The sequence below is a fragment of the Candidatus Neomarinimicrobiota bacterium genome (genome assembly GCA_017656425.1).
Classification (GTDB): domain Bacteria; phylum Fidelibacterota; class UBA2242; order UBA2242; family B5-G15; genus JACDNV01.
On record JACDNV010000023.1, the window covers coordinates 1 to 16,712 of the forward strand.

The 16,712-nt window shown below is 29.9% G+C and carries 15 protein-coding genes and 1 pseudogene; all 16 read right to left on the reverse strand.

The features are described 5' to 3' along the window. Positions 1-184: 184 nt before the first annotated feature. The gene (locus H0Z29_11125) at positions 185-589 is read right to left on the reverse strand and encodes a transposase (protein ID MBO8132043.1); all 405 of its coding nucleotides are present in this window, start codon (positions 587-589) and stop codon (positions 185-187) included. Between the two features lie 120 nt (positions 590-709). Continuing rightward, positions 710-1,843 carry a CDP-glycerol glycerophosphotransferase family protein gene (locus H0Z29_11130; protein ID MBO8132044.1) on the reverse strand — a complete coding sequence of 378 codons (1,134 nt, stop codon included), beginning with the start codon at positions 1,841-1,843 and terminating at the stop codon, positions 710-712. Positions 1,844-1,905: 62 nt separating this feature from the next. Continuing rightward, a complete protein-coding gene (locus H0Z29_11135) occupies positions 1,906-3,432 on the reverse strand; it encodes a lipopolysaccharide biosynthesis protein (protein ID MBO8132045.1) in 1,527 nt (508 codons plus the stop codon). Positions 3,433-3,476: 44 nt separating this feature from the next. Beyond that, entirely contained in the window at positions 3,477-5,156 is a 1,680-nt protein-coding gene (locus tag H0Z29_11140) for a hypothetical protein (protein ID MBO8132046.1), read from the reverse strand. Positions 5,157-5,168: 12 nt separating this feature from the next. Further along, entirely contained in the window at positions 5,169-6,233 is a 1,065-nt protein-coding gene (locus H0Z29_11145) for a CBS domain-containing protein (GenBank protein ID MBO8132047.1), read from the reverse strand. A gap of 29 nt (positions 6,234-6,262) precedes the next feature. Beyond that, on the reverse strand, positions 6,263-7,069 hold the full coding sequence (locus H0Z29_11150; GenBank protein ID MBO8132048.1) for a hypothetical protein: 807 nt from the start codon (positions 7,067-7,069) through the stop codon (positions 6,263-6,265). A 218-nt stretch (positions 7,070-7,287) separates the two neighbouring features. Beyond that, positions 7,288-7,542, reverse strand: a complete 255-nt coding sequence (locus H0Z29_11155) for a DegT/DnrJ/EryC1/StrS family aminotransferase (protein MBO8132049.1) — start codon at positions 7,540-7,542, stop codon at positions 7,288-7,290. A gap of 117 nt (positions 7,543-7,659) precedes the next feature. After that, entirely contained in the window at positions 7,660-8,211 is a 552-nt protein-coding gene (locus tag H0Z29_11160; GenBank protein MBO8132050.1) for an aminotransferase class I/II-fold pyridoxal phosphate-dependent enzyme, read from the reverse strand. Positions 8,212-8,271: 60 nt separating this feature from the next. Further along, positions 8,272-9,312: an N-acetylneuraminate synthase family protein gene (locus H0Z29_11165; protein ID MBO8132051.1), complete on the reverse strand. Its 1,041-nt coding sequence runs from the start codon at positions 9,310-9,312 to the stop codon at positions 8,272-8,274. Further along, positions 9,305-10,216 carry a glycosyltransferase family 2 protein gene (locus tag H0Z29_11170; protein MBO8132052.1) on the reverse strand — a complete coding sequence of 304 codons (912 nt, stop codon included), beginning with the start codon at positions 10,214-10,216 and terminating at the stop codon, positions 9,305-9,307. The genes H0Z29_11165 and H0Z29_11170 overlap by 8 nt, the downstream gene beginning before the upstream one ends. A 40-nt stretch (positions 10,217-10,256) precedes the next feature. Beyond that, on the reverse strand, positions 10,257-10,895 hold the full coding sequence (locus H0Z29_11175; GenBank protein ID MBO8132053.1) for an acetyltransferase: 639 nt from the start codon (positions 10,893-10,895) through the stop codon (positions 10,257-10,259). Beyond that, a pseudogene (locus H0Z29_11180) lies at positions 10,892-12,053 on the reverse strand (DegT/DnrJ/EryC1/StrS family aminotransferase). The gene H0Z29_11175 and the pseudogene H0Z29_11180 overlap by 4 nt, the downstream one beginning before the upstream one ends. 525 nt (positions 12,054-12,578) lie before the next feature. Continuing rightward, positions 12,579-13,715 (reverse strand): phosphonoacetaldehyde reductase, encoded by a 1,137-nt coding sequence (locus H0Z29_11185; GenBank protein ID MBO8132054.1) that lies wholly within the window; start codon positions 13,713-13,715, stop codon positions 12,579-12,581. A 4-nt stretch (positions 13,716-13,719) separates the two neighbouring features. Continuing rightward, on the reverse strand, positions 13,720-14,847 hold the full coding sequence (aepY, locus tag H0Z29_11190; GenBank protein MBO8132055.1) for a phosphonopyruvate decarboxylase: 1,128 nt from the start codon (positions 14,845-14,847) through the stop codon (positions 13,720-13,722). Positions 14,848-14,872: 25 nt separating this feature from the next. Then, positions 14,873-16,189, reverse strand: coding sequence for a phosphoenolpyruvate mutase (gene aepX / locus H0Z29_11195; GenBank protein ID MBO8132056.1), 1,317 nt, complete (start codon positions 16,187-16,189; stop codon positions 14,873-14,875). Positions 16,190-16,350: 161 nt separating this feature from the next. Next, the gene (locus H0Z29_11200; protein MBO8132057.1) at positions 16,351-16,527 is read right to left on the reverse strand and encodes a transposase; all 177 of its coding nucleotides are present in this window, start codon (positions 16,525-16,527) and stop codon (positions 16,351-16,353) included. Positions 16,528-16,712 lie beyond the last annotated feature (185 nt).

Consider the following 16,712-nt stretch of genomic DNA (forward strand, 5'->3'; position numbering starts at 1 on the left):
CCATCGCTGCGAATCTTGTAGTGAATAGCATCAAAATATACAATGACATAAACTGCCTCTAACGGACGCTGTTGCCAGTCTTTTCCCTAATAGGGATCCTACGGAGACTTCTTGAAGCACCCTATCGGTAAGACGACTGATGAAGGCAGCGGATAATTCCAGCCCATAAAGATCTTGTAAATGCTCACGGATATCCCGTCCCGAATAGGGATCCTACGGATACGCTCATTCCTCTGGCATACAAAGAGAGAATCTTACCCTCAAGATCGCCAAATTCACGTTGATGCCTGGCAATCAGCAATGGCTCAAATTCCCCTTCACGGTCTCGGGGCACATCTATTGCAATGCTACCAAACTCCCCTTTTAAATGTTTGGTGCTACTACCATTGCGTGAGTTGCTACCATGATGCTCTCTCTTCTGATAACGTTCATATCCCAGATGCTGAGTCAGCTCTTCCTGTAACAGCCGCTCAGTTAAGTGTTTGACGAGCTTTTTGATAACCCCGTTCTTACCAAGCAAATCATCCATTGTTTTTACGGTCTCCAAATCCTTTTCCAGTTTCTGAATGATGGCTTTTTCTAATTTCATGGCAAATACCTCCGTCTGTTAAACGGTTAAACATAACTCTCTGAAGGTATTTACACAACTCAGAAACAGTAAGAAAAATATTCCTTTATCCCATTTACACAAAAATTGGGACACTCCTTTTTACAATTTCATTATCTCATAATATACTCTGCAAGAGCTCTTCCCATCGATATATTTATGAAAAATATTTCTAACTTTAATAATGTCTTTCTTATATAGACTTGGTTTTCGTATTAATTCATCAATATGTTTTAAAATATCATCCCAGCTATACGCTTTTGGTCCAGGTGTAATTTTATCATATTCATAAACTAATTCTCTCTCATTTCTTATATATTCCTTATAGTCAAATGGGAAAAATATAATTGGCCTTCCCAATAATAAGTAATCAATATAAATCCCTGAATAATCAGTAATTAGTAAATCAAATCTACCTAAATGTTCATTTATGTTACAACAATCAAATATTGAGGCGTTTTTCATTTGAGTTATTGACTTTAATAATTCTTCACTAAATTTATTTGCATAATGTAATCTAACATATAAAAACATATTATTTTTTTCTAAATATTCATCTATTTTATGTTGGTTAAAATTTACTTCTGGAGGAAATTTAAATTCAGATCCCACATCACCCCTAAAAGTAGGAGCGTACAGAATTTCAAATCTATCTTTATTATTATAACCGATATTCTTAATAAGCATATCATTTCTTGGATATCCAGTTATTTTTACTCTGTGTCTATCAATATCAAAACCTTTAACAAACACCTCCTTACTTATTTTTGATGTTACCGTAATCATATCATATTCTTCTCTTAGATTAGGAAATAGCGTATATTTTATTTTTTTTATTAAAACATTTGACCCCATATTTTTTTCAATTTTATCGGATTTCCCAACTTTTTTTATTGGGACACCATGCCATAATAAGATTTTTTTCGTGTTTTTTGAAATAGCAAATTTATTTACATCAGTTATAAAAGAAGAAGATACTATACATTTACCAGCTCTTAAGCAATATAAATAACCAAAAATACCATAAGGATAATGGGCTTTATAACCCAACTGCCTTAATTTTTTAATAACTTTTTTATTTTTAGATAACCATATTGCTTTAATATTTTTATTTTTTTTATTTACAAATTCAAAAACTGCCTTACTGTTGTCACTATATTTCTGTCCATACCATGCACCAAATACCCAAACATTGCTATTTTTAGGAATTAAGGAAGAAATCCAATATATAGGCATATTAATTAAAAAAATAATAAATTTTAAAATTTCTTTAATCACTTTAGGATTAATATAAGATGCTATATTATTTTTAAATACTTTCTAAATTCATTCCTTTCCATTTGTATCGTATTTGGGAAAAAATATAATAGTAAGTAAATAAAAACCAAGTAAATAACTCCTGCAATCAAAACAACAAAAATAATATTTACTCGAAATCCAAAAATGGAAAATCCAAATTCAACAATCTTTTTTGAACTATATGCAAAAATAATTAACAAAATAACATTCAGTTGGTAAATAACATCTATTTTCCATTTAAACATTTTTGATATTAAAATTATTTGTGCATTTATAGCAATAAATTGTAATAATACCATTTTTATTGTTAACCCTATTGATCCTAACTCCAAGCCTGGGATTGGACTTGAAGATGACGCTATGAAAATATAGGAAACCGGGATACCTAGCAATAAAAAAAAAGTTACAACAGACATATATTTTTTTGTTTTTTCAGTCGCCAAAAACATAGCCGAATTAATTTGACCCAACGATTGATGTATCGGATAAAAAAGCATAATACCTAAAGGTATATATGCGTCTTTATAATCAGGACCTAAAACTATTAATACAATATATTTCGTCCACATCAATAAAAAACATGTAATAACTGCTCCTACAAAATAAATTAATCTGGAAGTCTTCCTATACAAATTAAACAATTTTTTTTTATCATTATTTTTATTTGCCTCAGATATTTCTTTCCAAAATATTTTTATAATAGAAGAAGTAACCAAAAGACTTATCATTCCAAGTTTCTGTGAAACTGAAAAAAAACCCTGTTGTATTGATCCTCCGAAATGCTGAAGAAGCCACTTATCAAAAAATATATTTAAAAAAGACATTATATAAAGCAATACTAAAGGAGAACAATAAGCATAATACTTTTTTACAATTTCCACTAAGGGCTCTTTTCCTTTATAAAAACAGTCATTATTTATTTCTAAAACTTTTAAGGATATTAAAGAAATAGTTACATATTCAACTATTATTATAATAAATAAATTACTAATAGTAATTTTATTTATTGATATTAAAATTAAAATGAAAAGAAAATGTAAGAATCCAACAGATACATTCATTAACTGAACAACAATTGTCTTTCTTAAAGATTCTCCAATATAAATAATTGTTTGCCATCCTTGATTCTTAGAAAAAGTAGCTATAAAAGCCAATATAATTAAGCTTTTATCATGGTTTTGCCAAATTATATTAACCCATTTCTGCGGTAATATTATTGCAATTAATATTATAACACCTATAAATTGTAAGATTTGCCACAAAAAATAGACTATATAGAAATAAATTGTTTGTTTTTTCTGTGAAATGAAAGTATAAAATGCTTTTGAAGTCCCTAATTCTAAAAGCTCTCTAAATCCAATAAAAACTCCTATTAAAAAGGTGAAATTACCATAATTACTAGGTCCTAGTTTTCGAGCTACTATTATTCCAGTAATAAAATTTATAATCATATATAAAAAGTTTGCTAATATTGAAACAATAGCTCGTTTCTTTATACTTGGAGCTCCTATTTCTACATTGAACATTTATTTATAAATATCCTTTATTTTTAATTTTCTTATATTGCCAATTAAAGTTTCCAAAGTGTTTTAATCCATTTCCAAAGCCAGCAGCGGTTAGTAAGTGCATATTTCTGACACCACTCTCGCACAGCCATTTGTATCTCTTCCTGAGACCACCATGCCTCTATATTATTCCATACTTCATTTACCTTAAACGCAGCTTGCTCCCCTGAAGAGAAAATAATACCAACTTTTTCTAATCTGTCAAATATTTGTGTAGCTTGACGGCAAAGAGACCAAGAATTTTTATCCCAGAATCCAATAGTAGGTATATTTGCTGACAGAGAAATATTGAGTGTCGTCCCTGGATGATCTAAAACTATCAGTTTAGCTTTCATCATATCCTGATGTAATCTCCCATTTTTTATCATTAAATCTTTAAATTTAATGCGAAAATAATTATAATTATTTAATGCACCACTTTCATTTGGATATGAATAAAATATTGTGTTATGGAAAACGTTGCTATCTAAATTATTTAAAAAATCAATCTTATGCTTTCTAGATTTTATTCTCTCTAATGGTTGAGGTACAGATGCTAATCTATATGGAAAAATATATTCACGCGTGCTCACTAAAAGTAACTTACTTTTATTTCCAAAGCTTTTTCTTTTGAACTTTATCAAATATGGCGAAGGTAAGGGGATTATATTTCCGCCATAATCCTCCTGCTCTTCCCATCCCCATGAGAAAAAAGCTAAGTGATTATATTCAAATTCTGCTGGGAATGAATATACTTTAGATATTCCACAATTACCCCCGTGTTGAGTACAAACTAGGTGTTCTCCATTTTCAACAGCACAAGCTAATTCAAATTTATCATCTTCATTCCAAAATAATAAAGGTCCGATTAAACGTATTTTACCTTCTTTAAATTTTCTTTTATTAGTGTTCTCAATGTTTCGAAATCTTAACGGCATAGTTTTTTCAATCAACCACATAATATCTATCATCCAAGGTAATTGAATTGCGTTTTTTTCATTTATCTTGTCTTCCTTATAATCTATCTTTATCTTAGGTTTATTATGTAATAATATAGATAGAAGAATAGAATTAAACAACCCTATTCCATATACTCCATAGCATCTGAAATGATGAAACAAATGACTTCTTAATGAATTTCTTAGTCCAATTCTCTTTTTTGTTTTTAAGGGAAGTGTAACGCTTTTTTCGATATAACTAACTTTCCATTTTTTTGGTATAATCGCTTCAAATAAACGTGAGAAAAGCCATTCATTATAATCCGGATTCAAAACACCCCGTTCTAAAAAATCGATAGAATCAATAAAATCCCATTCTATATCATTTTTTATTATATCGATAGAAATAATTTCATTTCCAAATTTTTTTAATACATATTCAATCCTTAACTGCTTTTCCCAAGTAGTATGCAAAAGTGTTAAAAGCCAAGGCTTTAAAATAATATTCCAAAATTTCTCGGAGTATTGACAATTATTAATGACATTTAATTTTTTTACTAAGTCTGGTAATAAAGTGTTAATGTATCGAATAATATTATCCGAATCATTTTTCATATCATCAGATGATTGATATGGATCTGGAACTATTTTTAAAAACTCTATGTGCTCGAGATATTTTTCCCTATTATAGCAACACCACGGACCTATTAATATATCTTTAGAAATATCAAAATCATCCGGTACTGTACCAATTATTAATCTTTTCATAAAAAGTATTATTTAGAATAATTTTAAATATTTGATCGTTTCTTTATACTCTTCCCATTGCCCGACATCTAACCATGATTTTTCTGAAATTGGGAAGACTCCAACTCTTTTACCTTTTTTTAATATTATTTTAATTAAATCAGTTATATCAAAAGCTTCATTTTTAGGTATATAATCTAAAACCTCTGGATTAAAAATGTACATTCCTGTATTTACAAGTAAATCATAGCGGGGTTTTTCAATAAACATTTTCAGAATTCCACCATTTTCTATTTCACATATCCCATATGGAATTATATGGTGCTGCAATGAACATACGATTGTAATAATATACCCATTTTTTTTATGGAACTTATAAATCTCTGTATAATCACTCTTTATAATAATATCACAATTTGAAACGCAAAATGGAGTGTAAATCTCTCCTACTAGATATTTCAATGCACCTATTGTTCCTAATGGTTTTTCCTCTTGGATAAAGGAAATATTATAATCGCCAGCAAAATCTTCAAAATATGCTTTTATCATTTTACCTTTATAATTTATAGAAATATAAAAATTTTTCATCCCAAACTTAGCATACTCATCCATAATAATTTCTATAACAGTCTTATCACCTATAGGAATAAGGGGTTTGGGAAGAATCCGCGTAAAAGGATCCAGTCTCTCACCTCTTCCACCTGCCATTATAACAACTGGTAAATTTATCTGATTGTATTTTATAGATTCTTCCCCACTATAAAACTTCTCTTTTATAATTAAATCTACTAACTTTCCATTTTTAATAACCGGAATATGTTTGATTGGATTCTTCTTAAATATGTCTTTAATCTCCTTATCACTATATTTCGGATCTATACTTATAAACCTCTTATTTGCAATCTTAATAACATCATCATCTAATGATACCCCTTTTAATATTGCTCTACGAAAATCCCCATCAGTAACAACACCACATATTTTACCAAACTCATTAGTAACTGCTATAAAACCTATTCCAATTTCATCCATTCTTTTAATGGATTCTCTAATTGTATAATTGTACATGATAGTGTACTTATCAATGATTTTACTCATAACACTATTTCTCCATTAATTAATACTAATTAAAGTTTTATCTCATTTATTTTTCCCTTTTCATCTATATACTCTAAACTAACTTTGGCTTTTGTTCTTTTCCAATATTTTTTTTCTAAAAAATTATTAATCTTTACAATTTCAGGCCGCTTTTTTATAAGATTTAATATATCATCGAAATGGAATATTTCTCCCTCTTTATATAATTCTCCAAAAATTACTTTGAAAAATTCAAAGTCCTCTGGATAATCAAGCGTAAGTCGAATATTGTCATAGATATGGTTCTTTGATATAGGTTCTATATCTAGGTGCTTACACAATCCTGTCTTTGTAAAGTAGTATATAAAACCCGTATCATTACGTTTAGTTTTATATCTCTTATAAACTTTTTTTATTGCGTTCATGGAAAAAGATTGTGAACCAACTCCCAATGGTAGACTATAACATGTCACTATGTCCAATGTATTGTATGAAATCAATTTCTCCATTGTTAAATCCATATAACGTGGTTCAGCAGTGATATTATCTCCATTTATCTCTATTACATAATCAAAATTAAATTCATTAATGGCATCGTAAAATCTTTTAATTATATCATTTCTCGATCCCCTGTAAACACTTGCACCATAACTCTTAACAATTTCCACTAACGGATCGTCTGAAACATCATTTGTTGTACATACTACAACATTTTCTTTAGTTAAATATTTTGAGTTAAATACTCTATCTAATAAGTGACAGACTACAGGCTTACCACACAAAATTTTGATAGCTTTATTGGGTAATCTTTCAGATGTTAATCTTATAGGAATTAAAGCTCCAATCTTGGGTTTCATTATTTTTTATCCTTATTTAAAATAATTGATCGTTTTTTTTAATGCCTTGATCTTGGGTTCTGCCTCTTCAATACTTCTGTAATTATTAACAAACTGCATAATTTTAGGTTGAATTTCCTCTGCTACCGGGTAAATACCTCCACTATAAGAAATATTCTTATATAAACATGGACATCTTTTTTATATCCTTCAGATGAAAAAAAGGCTCTCCTCATATATTAATGTCCAAGCGACATAAATTCCATCTCCACCAAAATCAATATATTTTTTCTGAATTCTTGCCAGGGGACATTCTTAAGCTCATATTTAACTGCAACAGTCCAATATGTATTTACATATCCTTCAGGTGTTTTTTGTGGAATTAAATATTCCCAATCTCTCATGACATCTAAAAACATATTCGTTATATCAATTCTTAATTTAACAAATGAATCTATCTTTTCTAGCTGAGCTAATCCTATTGCTGCCCGCAACCTCAGACATTCTATAGTTTAATCCAAACGCATCATGCCTTTTATAGTTAGGATATTGAAAAACATTCTTATCCATTATACGTATTCTTCCACCTGCAGATTTCATGATCGCGTATCCTAAACTTCTAAATATTTCATTGTTTGAGCAAGCTCTTCATCATTTGTAACTGCAATACCACCATCTTCTATTGTTATATGCTTTGAATTTTCCAAGCTATAGACAGTTATATGCGCAATTTCAGCGATAGAATGACCTTTATACATAGCCATATGGGCTTCTGCGGCATCGTAAATGACATATAAATTATATTTTTCTGCAATTTCCATCATCTGATCTAAATCACATGATAATCCATATAGAGACACAGGCATTAAAGCTTTAGTTTTCGGAGATATTTTATTTTTAATATCTTCCAAGTCTATATTAAATGTATCAGGATCAATATCTGCAAAAATCGGGACTGCATTTTGAGCTAATATTACCACTGCATTATAGATAACAGTTAATGGAGGGATAATAACTTCATCACCTGCTTGAACACCAACAGCGTCAAGAGCAACATGCAAGTCACTAGTACCAGAATTAAATGTAACTGCATATTTTGCACGAACTTTTTTTGCAAACGCTACTTCAAATCGTTTATTCATATTACCAGATGGTCCTGACATTTCTCCATATTCTGGAACTTCTTTTAGATATTTAAAATCATTTCCTTTAAATCTCCATTTTCAAAAAAGATATTCCCATTTTATGATTTCATCTTCCTCAATATCTCTATTTACTTTCCTGCCTATGACATATTTTAGCTCATCAGGCCTAATTTCGGTACCTGGGCGTTTAAAATCTAAATCTTCTTCTTTAATTATTTCACCTTTTTTAATATATCTCTTGGCCACAATACTTCTTCTAAATAAACCTCTTTGTTCCATTTCTGCATTTGAAATTACTCTTTTGTATTCCCCTAAAGCATTTACTATTCTCTTTCCTTCTTTTATTATTATTTCCATTTCTTTTGAATTAGCGGAAATAGCATGATCCCACCCGGGTAAATTTTTATCTAGAGTAAAATGCTTCTCAATTATTTTCGCTCCTAAAGCAATAGCAGCTAGAGGAATTGAAATCCCTATTGTATGATCAGAAAAACCAACGGGAACTTTAAACACATTCCCTAACATAATTATATTTCTCAGATTTATAATCCTATCGTCAGGTGGGTAAATTGATACACAATGCAATAAAACTACTTCTCTATTACCCGTTTTATAAATCTCATTTAAAGAAGTTTCTATTTCAGCTAAACTTCCCATTCCTGTAGATAAAACTATTGGTTTTTTCTTTTTTGCTATGTACTTCAAGAATGGTAGATTATTTAAATCCATTGATGCAACTTTAAAAAAAGGAACATTTAACTCATCTAAAAGGTCAACCTCTTCTGGTGAAAACGCACTTGAACAAAATGTGATGTGTCTGGTTCTACAATGCTCACTTAGTGTAATTAAATCATCTTGAGAAAGAGCAAATTTCTCTACCATTTGCTCAAGTGTTCCGAACCTTTCATCTGAAAAGCTAGATCTTTCTTTATAAAAGCTCATCACAAATAATGATTTTTTTGACCAAGACTGAAATTTTGCTGCATCACAGCCTAATTTTGAAAGTTTATCAACCATTTTCTTTGCTAATTCAATATCGCCGTTATGATTTGCACCGATATCAGCAATGATATAAGGTTCTTTTCTTTCTATTATCTCCTGATAAAAATTATTACGCATATTTACTCCATTTATTTATCGGTAAAATTTCACTCCACCAACCGCAAAAGATTCTATCATAATTGTAGTTAATTACTTCCATATACCTTTCTCTAAACCCTGGATTTTTCAATTTATATTTCAATTCTTTCATTTCGTCAAGTTTTCTTTTATATAGCAATTTTTCTTTTTCTAAGTGATTCCCCTCACAAAATTCTATAAGATTTTTATAATGATTTGTTTTTACTTTTATCCCTAGCATAAGTCTTTTTTCATTAAGTTTATTACAGAATCCAACTAAATTGATCTCTGACTGACGATAATAGGTTTTTACCTCTTTGATAAATCTTCCCTTGCAACCATTCAATAATAATACAGTAAATATCCACCAATCAACTGCAATAATGTCTTTAGGAATATATAAGGATTTTATTTCTTTTACATTAACGGCCGTGTTTGACAATCCAAAGTAATTTTTATCTATAATTTCATCAATATTATCATATTCCATTTTAACTCCCAAATGTAATAATACATTTGATCTAATTTTTTTCTTCTTAGAATCAACAAGTTCAATTTCATTAAACACAAAGGAATAATTTTTCAACATTTCTTCTGAAAGAGAAATTCTATTTTTTGAATAGTAATCATCTGCATCGGTGAATATTATTGTCTCATATTGATTTTGAATTCCATATAATATTCCTTCATATCTAATCTGCGCGAAGGACATTTTATCCTCAATATTAATTATTTTAATTCTTTTATGACATATCTTACTAATATCTAAATTGGCCTGATCATTTAATATTAACAAATCAAAATCATGTTCTATTTGAAATAATATTGTTGAAAAATAATCCTTTAAAAATTTCTCGACTCCTGGATAGACAACAACGATAACAAGTTTACTAGATTTCTTCATTTTAAAAAATTTTAAATGTTTTGTACTTCATAAAACATATTCATTTTATTCTCTTCCCAGGGTTTCCAACGATAACTGCATTATCCGGAATATCTTTTATTATAACACTCCCTGCACCAACAATAACATTTTTTCCTATTCTTACACCTTGAATTATTGTGCTCCCAATACCTATAAAACTTAAATCTCCTATTTCTACACCACCTGAAATGTGGGCACCAGGTGCAATATGACAGTGATCTCCTATTCTGCAGTCATGGTCTACTTGCGCGCCTGTATTTATAATAGTATTCTTTCCTATGGTAGTATCAATATTAACCACACAACCAGGCATAATAACTGTCCCATCTCCTACTTCTACAGTTTTATCAACAATAGCTTCAGGTGAGACTATGACAGGAAATTTAAATCTTAATTTTTCAGAGATTTTAAATAATTCTAATCTCTTCGTATTATTTCTTATGCTACCAATAGTAATTAAGGCATGAGTTATACCTTTTTTTCGGAAATACTCCAAATTCTCATCTGTGCCTATAACTTTAACTCCTTCTACTGAATTCCCTACACTATTATTATCAACAATGCCTATGATTTTAAAACATTTAAGTTTATTTAAAACAGAAATAATAACTTTACAATGGCCACCACCTCCTATTAAAATCAATAAGGGCTTTTTCATATTTTATTCACTTTTAATAGTTCAATTATATATTCTATTTTATTATTTTAAAATTTACTGAAAATAGGATATTTAAAGTTTTCTCAAGCATATCATAAGCTTTCTCAATTTTATTGCGCTGACAATTTAAATAAGGATTCTGTAAATGTAAATGACGTAGATACCATATAGGCCGTGTTTGGACTCTGTTTTCATACAGGTATGCCATTAATTATTCCCTAACCTTCCCATATACCATTTTATCAATCTGTAGACAGTAAAACTAATAATTGGAGACCGCACAATCTTGAGTATCTGCAAGATGTAAACAAGGAATATTATCTGTCTTTCTCTTATAAAGCAAATAATTCCGCTTTTTATATTAATATAATTTATTAATTGTTCTAATTGAGCTAAGCATAAAGCTGCCTGTATATTAATTAAACAGAAATTATAGTCGATTTAATATATCGTATAGGATTATCCTTTGCTTGTGTTGTTAGATATTTAGCTCTCTCAGCGTATTTTCTATTTGTTACAATCATTCTTCCACCACCAGCTGCAATAATTTTATTTCGATTAAAGGAGTAACAACTAATATCACCAACAGGTTCTATGTAGCAATTTTTTAAGGGAACTTTGTAATAATAAGTTCATAGGCTTTCGGCAACATCCTTCACAACCTTAATATTTTTTTCATTATAGATTGTTAATAACTCTTTCATTTTAACTGCATTTCCAAATATATGAACTGGAATGATTGCTGATATTCTTCTTTTCGTCTTTTTATTATATGTAGACCCATTCTTTAAAAAGTCATTTTTTTAATAAATTATAATGTTTTCTCGACATCAATATTGTAATAATCATCACAATCTATAAAAATAGACTCAGCATTTAAGTATCTAACTACATTAACTGTAGCAATAAAGGTCATAGTAGGTACAATAACTTCGCCTTCAGGCATTACACCTACCAATCGAATTGCTACATGTAAAGCCGAAGTTCCATTTATACAAGCAATTGTATATTTTGCAACTGTAAATTTGCAAATGTAATTCTCAAATTCTTCCACATATTTACCAGATGAAATACCCATTCACTATCTGGGCATTCTTTAATAAATTTCCACTCATTACCTTTAATACTTGGTACCGACAAAGGAATAAAATCAGACATTATAAATCCTTGTCTTATAAATATCCAAATTGTTCTCGAACCATTCTATGAGTCCACTTAAAGAACTGATATTTATCTATTCCATGTTTTTTGCTTATTCGGAGACATTCATTAAGGATAATATTCACTTTCTTTTGTAATCCTGACTAATGCTTTCTTTGGAGTTCAGGACAACTATATATGAACAAGATTTTCAAGAAAAAGACAAAAAAGCAAACATCTTCACCGATGGGCCTGATATATTAGTAAATCCTGCTAAAATTTACCATTATTGAATTACAAAAGGCATAGAGCATAGTTTTAAACCAGCATCTGACGAGTAGTTTGCCCTTCCAGTTAAACCTCTTTAGAAACTCCTTTATTGTTGCTTCAATATTTGAATATAATGTTCTACACTCCAATGTTAATTTATACTCTTACATTAAAACACTGCTTAACAGGAAATTCTATCAAGTGGAATCCTATAAATCCTGCCCCAACTGAAACCAAAGTAATATATTGTGCCAATGTCATTTTTACCCTCAACTACAATATATTTTTCAATAATTGTACTAAATCATCCTTACTGATAATTCGTGGATTATTTATCATCCGTTTAGGATTAAATCCATTTTTTACAATAATACTTATACCCTCTTTGTTAATTCCCAACTTTAATAATCTTGTTTCTAATCCAATTTCTTTCATAGTACTAATAAATTTATCCCTTGCCTTTTGATAAGTGTCTACATTCAAAATTTTAAAAAGATTAAACATTATTTTTCTTACAAACATTACTCCTCTATTATCTTGCAAGTTATGAGAGTCAACATCACAATTAAGTCTCATAAGATATGGTAATGTTAAAGCAACTGCATGTCCATGGGGAATATTATAATAAGATGTTAAAGGATAAGATAAAGAATGAGCAGCTGTGGTTTTAGCAATATTGATTGCTTTACCTGCGAGATTACTACCTAATAGCATATTTTTTCTTGATATTTTATCTGGATTGTTTACAGCATTTACAATATTATTTAAAATTATTTTTAATGCTTTTTTACTATACTTCCTCGATTCTTCAGTTGAATTAACGGACCAATACGATTCAATTGCATGACATAATGCATCCATTCCAGAACATGCAGCAACATACGGTGGAAGACTTTCTGTAAAAACTGGATCTAATATAGCATAGTCAGGCATCAACAAATCATTTTCTAGAGAAAACTTTTGTTTATTAATATATATAACTGAGAAACAGGTCGATTCAGCTCCAGAGCCCGCAGTAGTGGGTATCGCAATTGTAGGAATTTTTTTTTTGGTTGTTAGCGAATTATTATTAATAATTTTTTCTATATCATCCTCTTGTGTATATAAAATTGAAATAGATTTCGCCATATCTAAAACACTGCCGCCTCCAATCCCAATTATTAAATCAGATTTTGACTTTTTAAACTCCTTAATCCCTTTTTTAATATCTTCAATTTTTGGGTTTGGATCAAAGTCATTAAATTTAATTGTATCATACTTATTAAAAACAACCTTAAATAAATTTTTAGCACCACATAGTTCAAAAGATTTTTTGCCAGTTACAACGAAAATTTTTTTAGGATTATGTTTATTTAAAATATCTTTTAATTTCTTATATTTACCATATCCAGCATATATTATTTGATTCACCAATTTACTCCTTTAAAAAGTTCATAAAATCTATCTTGTTTTGTTTCGGGGCAATAGTAGGCCTACCCAAATTTTTTCTAGCTCCTTTATTTATTTTTAATTCCAATAACGAAGGCCCATCTATGGATTTTAATTTCTCTAGTGATTTTATAATTCCTTTTTTTGTTTCTGCACTAAACACATTCCTATAGCCACACGCCTTTGCTATCTCTGGGATATTTATTTTAAAAGCAACCGTTTGTAATCCACCCACTGAATCATGTGCACCATTATTAAAAACAATGTGTTTAAAATTTCTGGGGGAAATCGCTCCCACAGTAGCTAGTGCACCCATATGCATTATTAAAGCACCATCACCATCAAAACAATAGACATTCCTATTTGATTTTTCAGTAGCTATCGATAAAGCAATTTGTGATGCATGTCCCATGGATCCTATTGTCAAAAATTCTTTTTCGTGTCCCTGCCTTTTTAATTCCCTATACTCAAATAATTCTCTTGAAATCTTTCCAGTAGTCGAAACAATTATATCATCTGGATCCAAATTATCAACTATCAATTTTAAAGCTTCTTCCCTATATAAAGTATATGATAATTCTTCGTTTCTCGATGATTGATACTGAGAAAAAGTCCCCTTCCTAACAACGAATGCATACGGACATTTATTAAGTTTTATAATTTTAACTGCCTTTTTAATTTCCTCTGAAGTCTCTTCCATATCCTCAGGTAAAATAGAATAAGGAATTTCTAATACTTCTAGTAGCTTTAATGTAATTTTACCCTGTTTTACATGTTGAGGTTCGTCCTTTTTACCGGGTTCGCCTCGCCAACCAATTAATAAAATCATCGGTATACCATATACTTCTATGTCAGCAAGCGATACAAGTGGATTAATAGCATTTCCTTGTCCAGAATTTTGCATATAAACAAGACCATACTTCCCCGTTGCAAGATAATAACCTGCAGCTAATGCAACAGCATTGCCTTCATTTGCAGCTATTATATTTTTCTTACCTTCGACATTATCATATATGAATGAACAAAAGTCTTTTAATAGAGAATCTGGAACTCCAGTAAAAAAATCTATGTTATTACTTAACAACAAATTATAAAATTGCTCACATTGTATCATAACTGCCCTTCTTACTTTTTTATACCTATTTACTTCCTGGGATTAAAGTTATTAATTCTTTTATAGGGAAACAATACTTCTCAGCTTCTAACGCTCTACCATTTTTTAGGATAGTCTTAGCAACTTTAACCATAGCTGGATAAGCACTCCTTAGTAAATGATTTGCATATATAACTAGATTCACTCCTGCATCCACCAACTCACTTTCTGTTATTCCATTATATGTCGTTGGTACTACAATCAGTGGCATTCTCTTTCGTAACTTATTATATTCTTTACAAAATGATAATATTTCTTTAGGAGATTTTTCTTTACTGTGAATTAATATTCCATCAGCACCGGCATCAATGTATGCTTCAGCCCTTCTTAATGCATCAGGTAATCCTTTTTTAAGAATCAAGCTTTCAATTCTTGCAATAATCATAAAATCATTTGTTATCTGGGCTTTTTTCCCTTGCTTAATTTTATATGACATACTTTCTATTGAATCTTGGGTTTGTAAAACCTCTGTTCCGAAAAGAGAATTTTTCTTTAGGCCAATTTTATCCTCAATCACAACAGCAGATACACCTAATCGTTCTAAAGTTTTTACCATGAAAACAAAATGTTCTGGTTTACCACCAGTATCTCCATCAAAAATTATGGGTTTAGTTGTAACCTCAAGTATTTGATTTATAGTATTAAGTCTAGAAGTAAAATCTACGCATTCTATATCTGGTTTTCCTTTTGCTGTAGAATCTGTTAAGCTACTAAGCCATATTCCATCGAACTCTTCAATTTTACCGTTTTTGTCTACTTTTATGTTTTCAATTATTAAACCAGTTAATCCATTGTGTGCTTCAAGAAATTTTATTATAGGTTTATTGTCTATTAATCGTTTTAACATACTAAGTCTAATTTCTGGAGTCGTTCCTATTTCTAAAATCTTTGATTTTATATAGCTTGAAGACACTCCCTTCGTATAAGGAACCTCTATTAATTGTCCCCCCCACTCTTTTAACACTTCAGTAACTCTTTTTCTTACTTTTCTTTGGACCCCAGTCCTCCAATCATCTCCATGCACCACATAATCTGGTTTATATTTCCTTAAATTAGGGACATAATCAAGAGTTTCTTGAGGTACTACTTTGCTTACACCTTTAATATTTTCGACAATCCTCTTTCTTTGTTCAAAAGTAAGAAAAGGTACTCTTTTATAACTAGCAATAGCTGTATCAGTAAGTAATCCAACTATTACTTCTCCTAACTCATGTGCTTTTTTAATTACGTTTATATGTCCGTGATGAATTATATCTGCACTCATTCCTACATAAACTTTTTTTGTTTTGATTGGTTTCATCATCTCCTTCCTATCTTATTTTTTAGCATCAAATTAACAAATATTATATTCAATATATTCATATTAATGAAAGCTTTGAATTAATTCCTATTTTTATATTTTCTGGTAATTTTCTCAGGAATCAGTAATCAATTTTTTTGAATTTGAGGATAATTTTGATGAAGTTACCCAATTCTAACTCCAACTATTTGAAAATTCAACCCCTGAATTGGTCTTTTTTCGACCTTCTCCGTAAGACTAAAACCAACAAACCGTTGAAAACTCAAGCGATCGATCAGTGCATCTTCCAGTACCGGATCACTTAGATTATATAAATATTGCAGAAAAAGAATCTTTATCATTATACTACCCAAGAATACTGGATCTGCCACTACGCGAAGGCTTATAGCTCTTTTATACCGCCTCTACAAGGTAGGACCAATATATCAACTGGTTAACCTTTTGCAATAATTTGTCTGTTCTCGCTCGTTTCTTGCGATTAGAAAAAGCAGTATCTAAAAGATTTAGTTTGCCTGCAGGTTTTCTG

Bases quoted from the DNA above. Each gene is read 5' to 3' on its own strand.
- H0Z29_11145 (MBO8132047.1), bottom strand. From the start codon at position 6,233: ATGAGTAAAATCATTGATAAGTACACTATCATGTACAATTATACAATT.
- H0Z29_11125 (MBO8132043.1), bottom strand. From the start codon at position 589: ATGAAATTAGAAAAAGCCATCATTCAGAAACTGGAAAAGGATTTGGAG.
- H0Z29_11130 (MBO8132044.1), bottom strand. From the start codon at position 1,843: ATGCCTATATATTGGATTTCTTCCTTAATTCCTAAAAATAGCAATGTT.
- aepX (MBO8132056.1), bottom strand. From the start codon at position 16,189: ATGATGAAACCAATCAAAACAAAAAAAGTTTATGTAGGAATGAGTGCA.
- H0Z29_11160 (MBO8132050.1), bottom strand. From the start codon at position 8,211: ATGTCAGGACCATCTGGTAATATGAATAAACGATTTGAAGTAGCGTTT.
- H0Z29_11150 (MBO8132048.1), bottom strand. From the start codon at position 7,069: ATGAAACCCAAGATTGGAGCTTTAATTCCTATAAGATTAACATCTGAA.
- H0Z29_11200 (MBO8132057.1), bottom strand. From the start codon at position 16,527: ATGATAAAGATTCTTTTTCTGCAATATTTATATAATCTAAGTGATCCG.
- H0Z29_11175 (MBO8132053.1), bottom strand. From the start codon at position 10,895: ATGAAAAAGCCCTTATTGATTTTAATAGGAGGTGGTGGCCATTGTAAA.
- H0Z29_11140 (MBO8132046.1), bottom strand. From the start codon at position 5,156: ATGAAAAGATTAATAATTGGTACAGTACCGGATGATTTTGATATTTCT.
- aepY (MBO8132055.1), bottom strand. From the start codon at position 14,847: ATGATACAATGTGAGCAATTTTATAATTTGTTGTTAAGTAATAACATA.
- H0Z29_11135 (MBO8132045.1), bottom strand. From the start codon at position 3,432: ATGTTCAATGTAGAAATAGGAGCTCCAAGTATAAAGAAACGAGCTATT.
- H0Z29_11165 (MBO8132051.1), bottom strand. From the start codon at position 9,312: ATGCGTAATAATTTTTATCAGGAGATAATAGAAAGAAAAGAACCTTAT.
- H0Z29_11170 (MBO8132052.1), bottom strand. From the start codon at position 10,216: ATGAAGAAATCTAGTAAACTTGTTATCGTTGTTGTCTATCCAGGAGTC.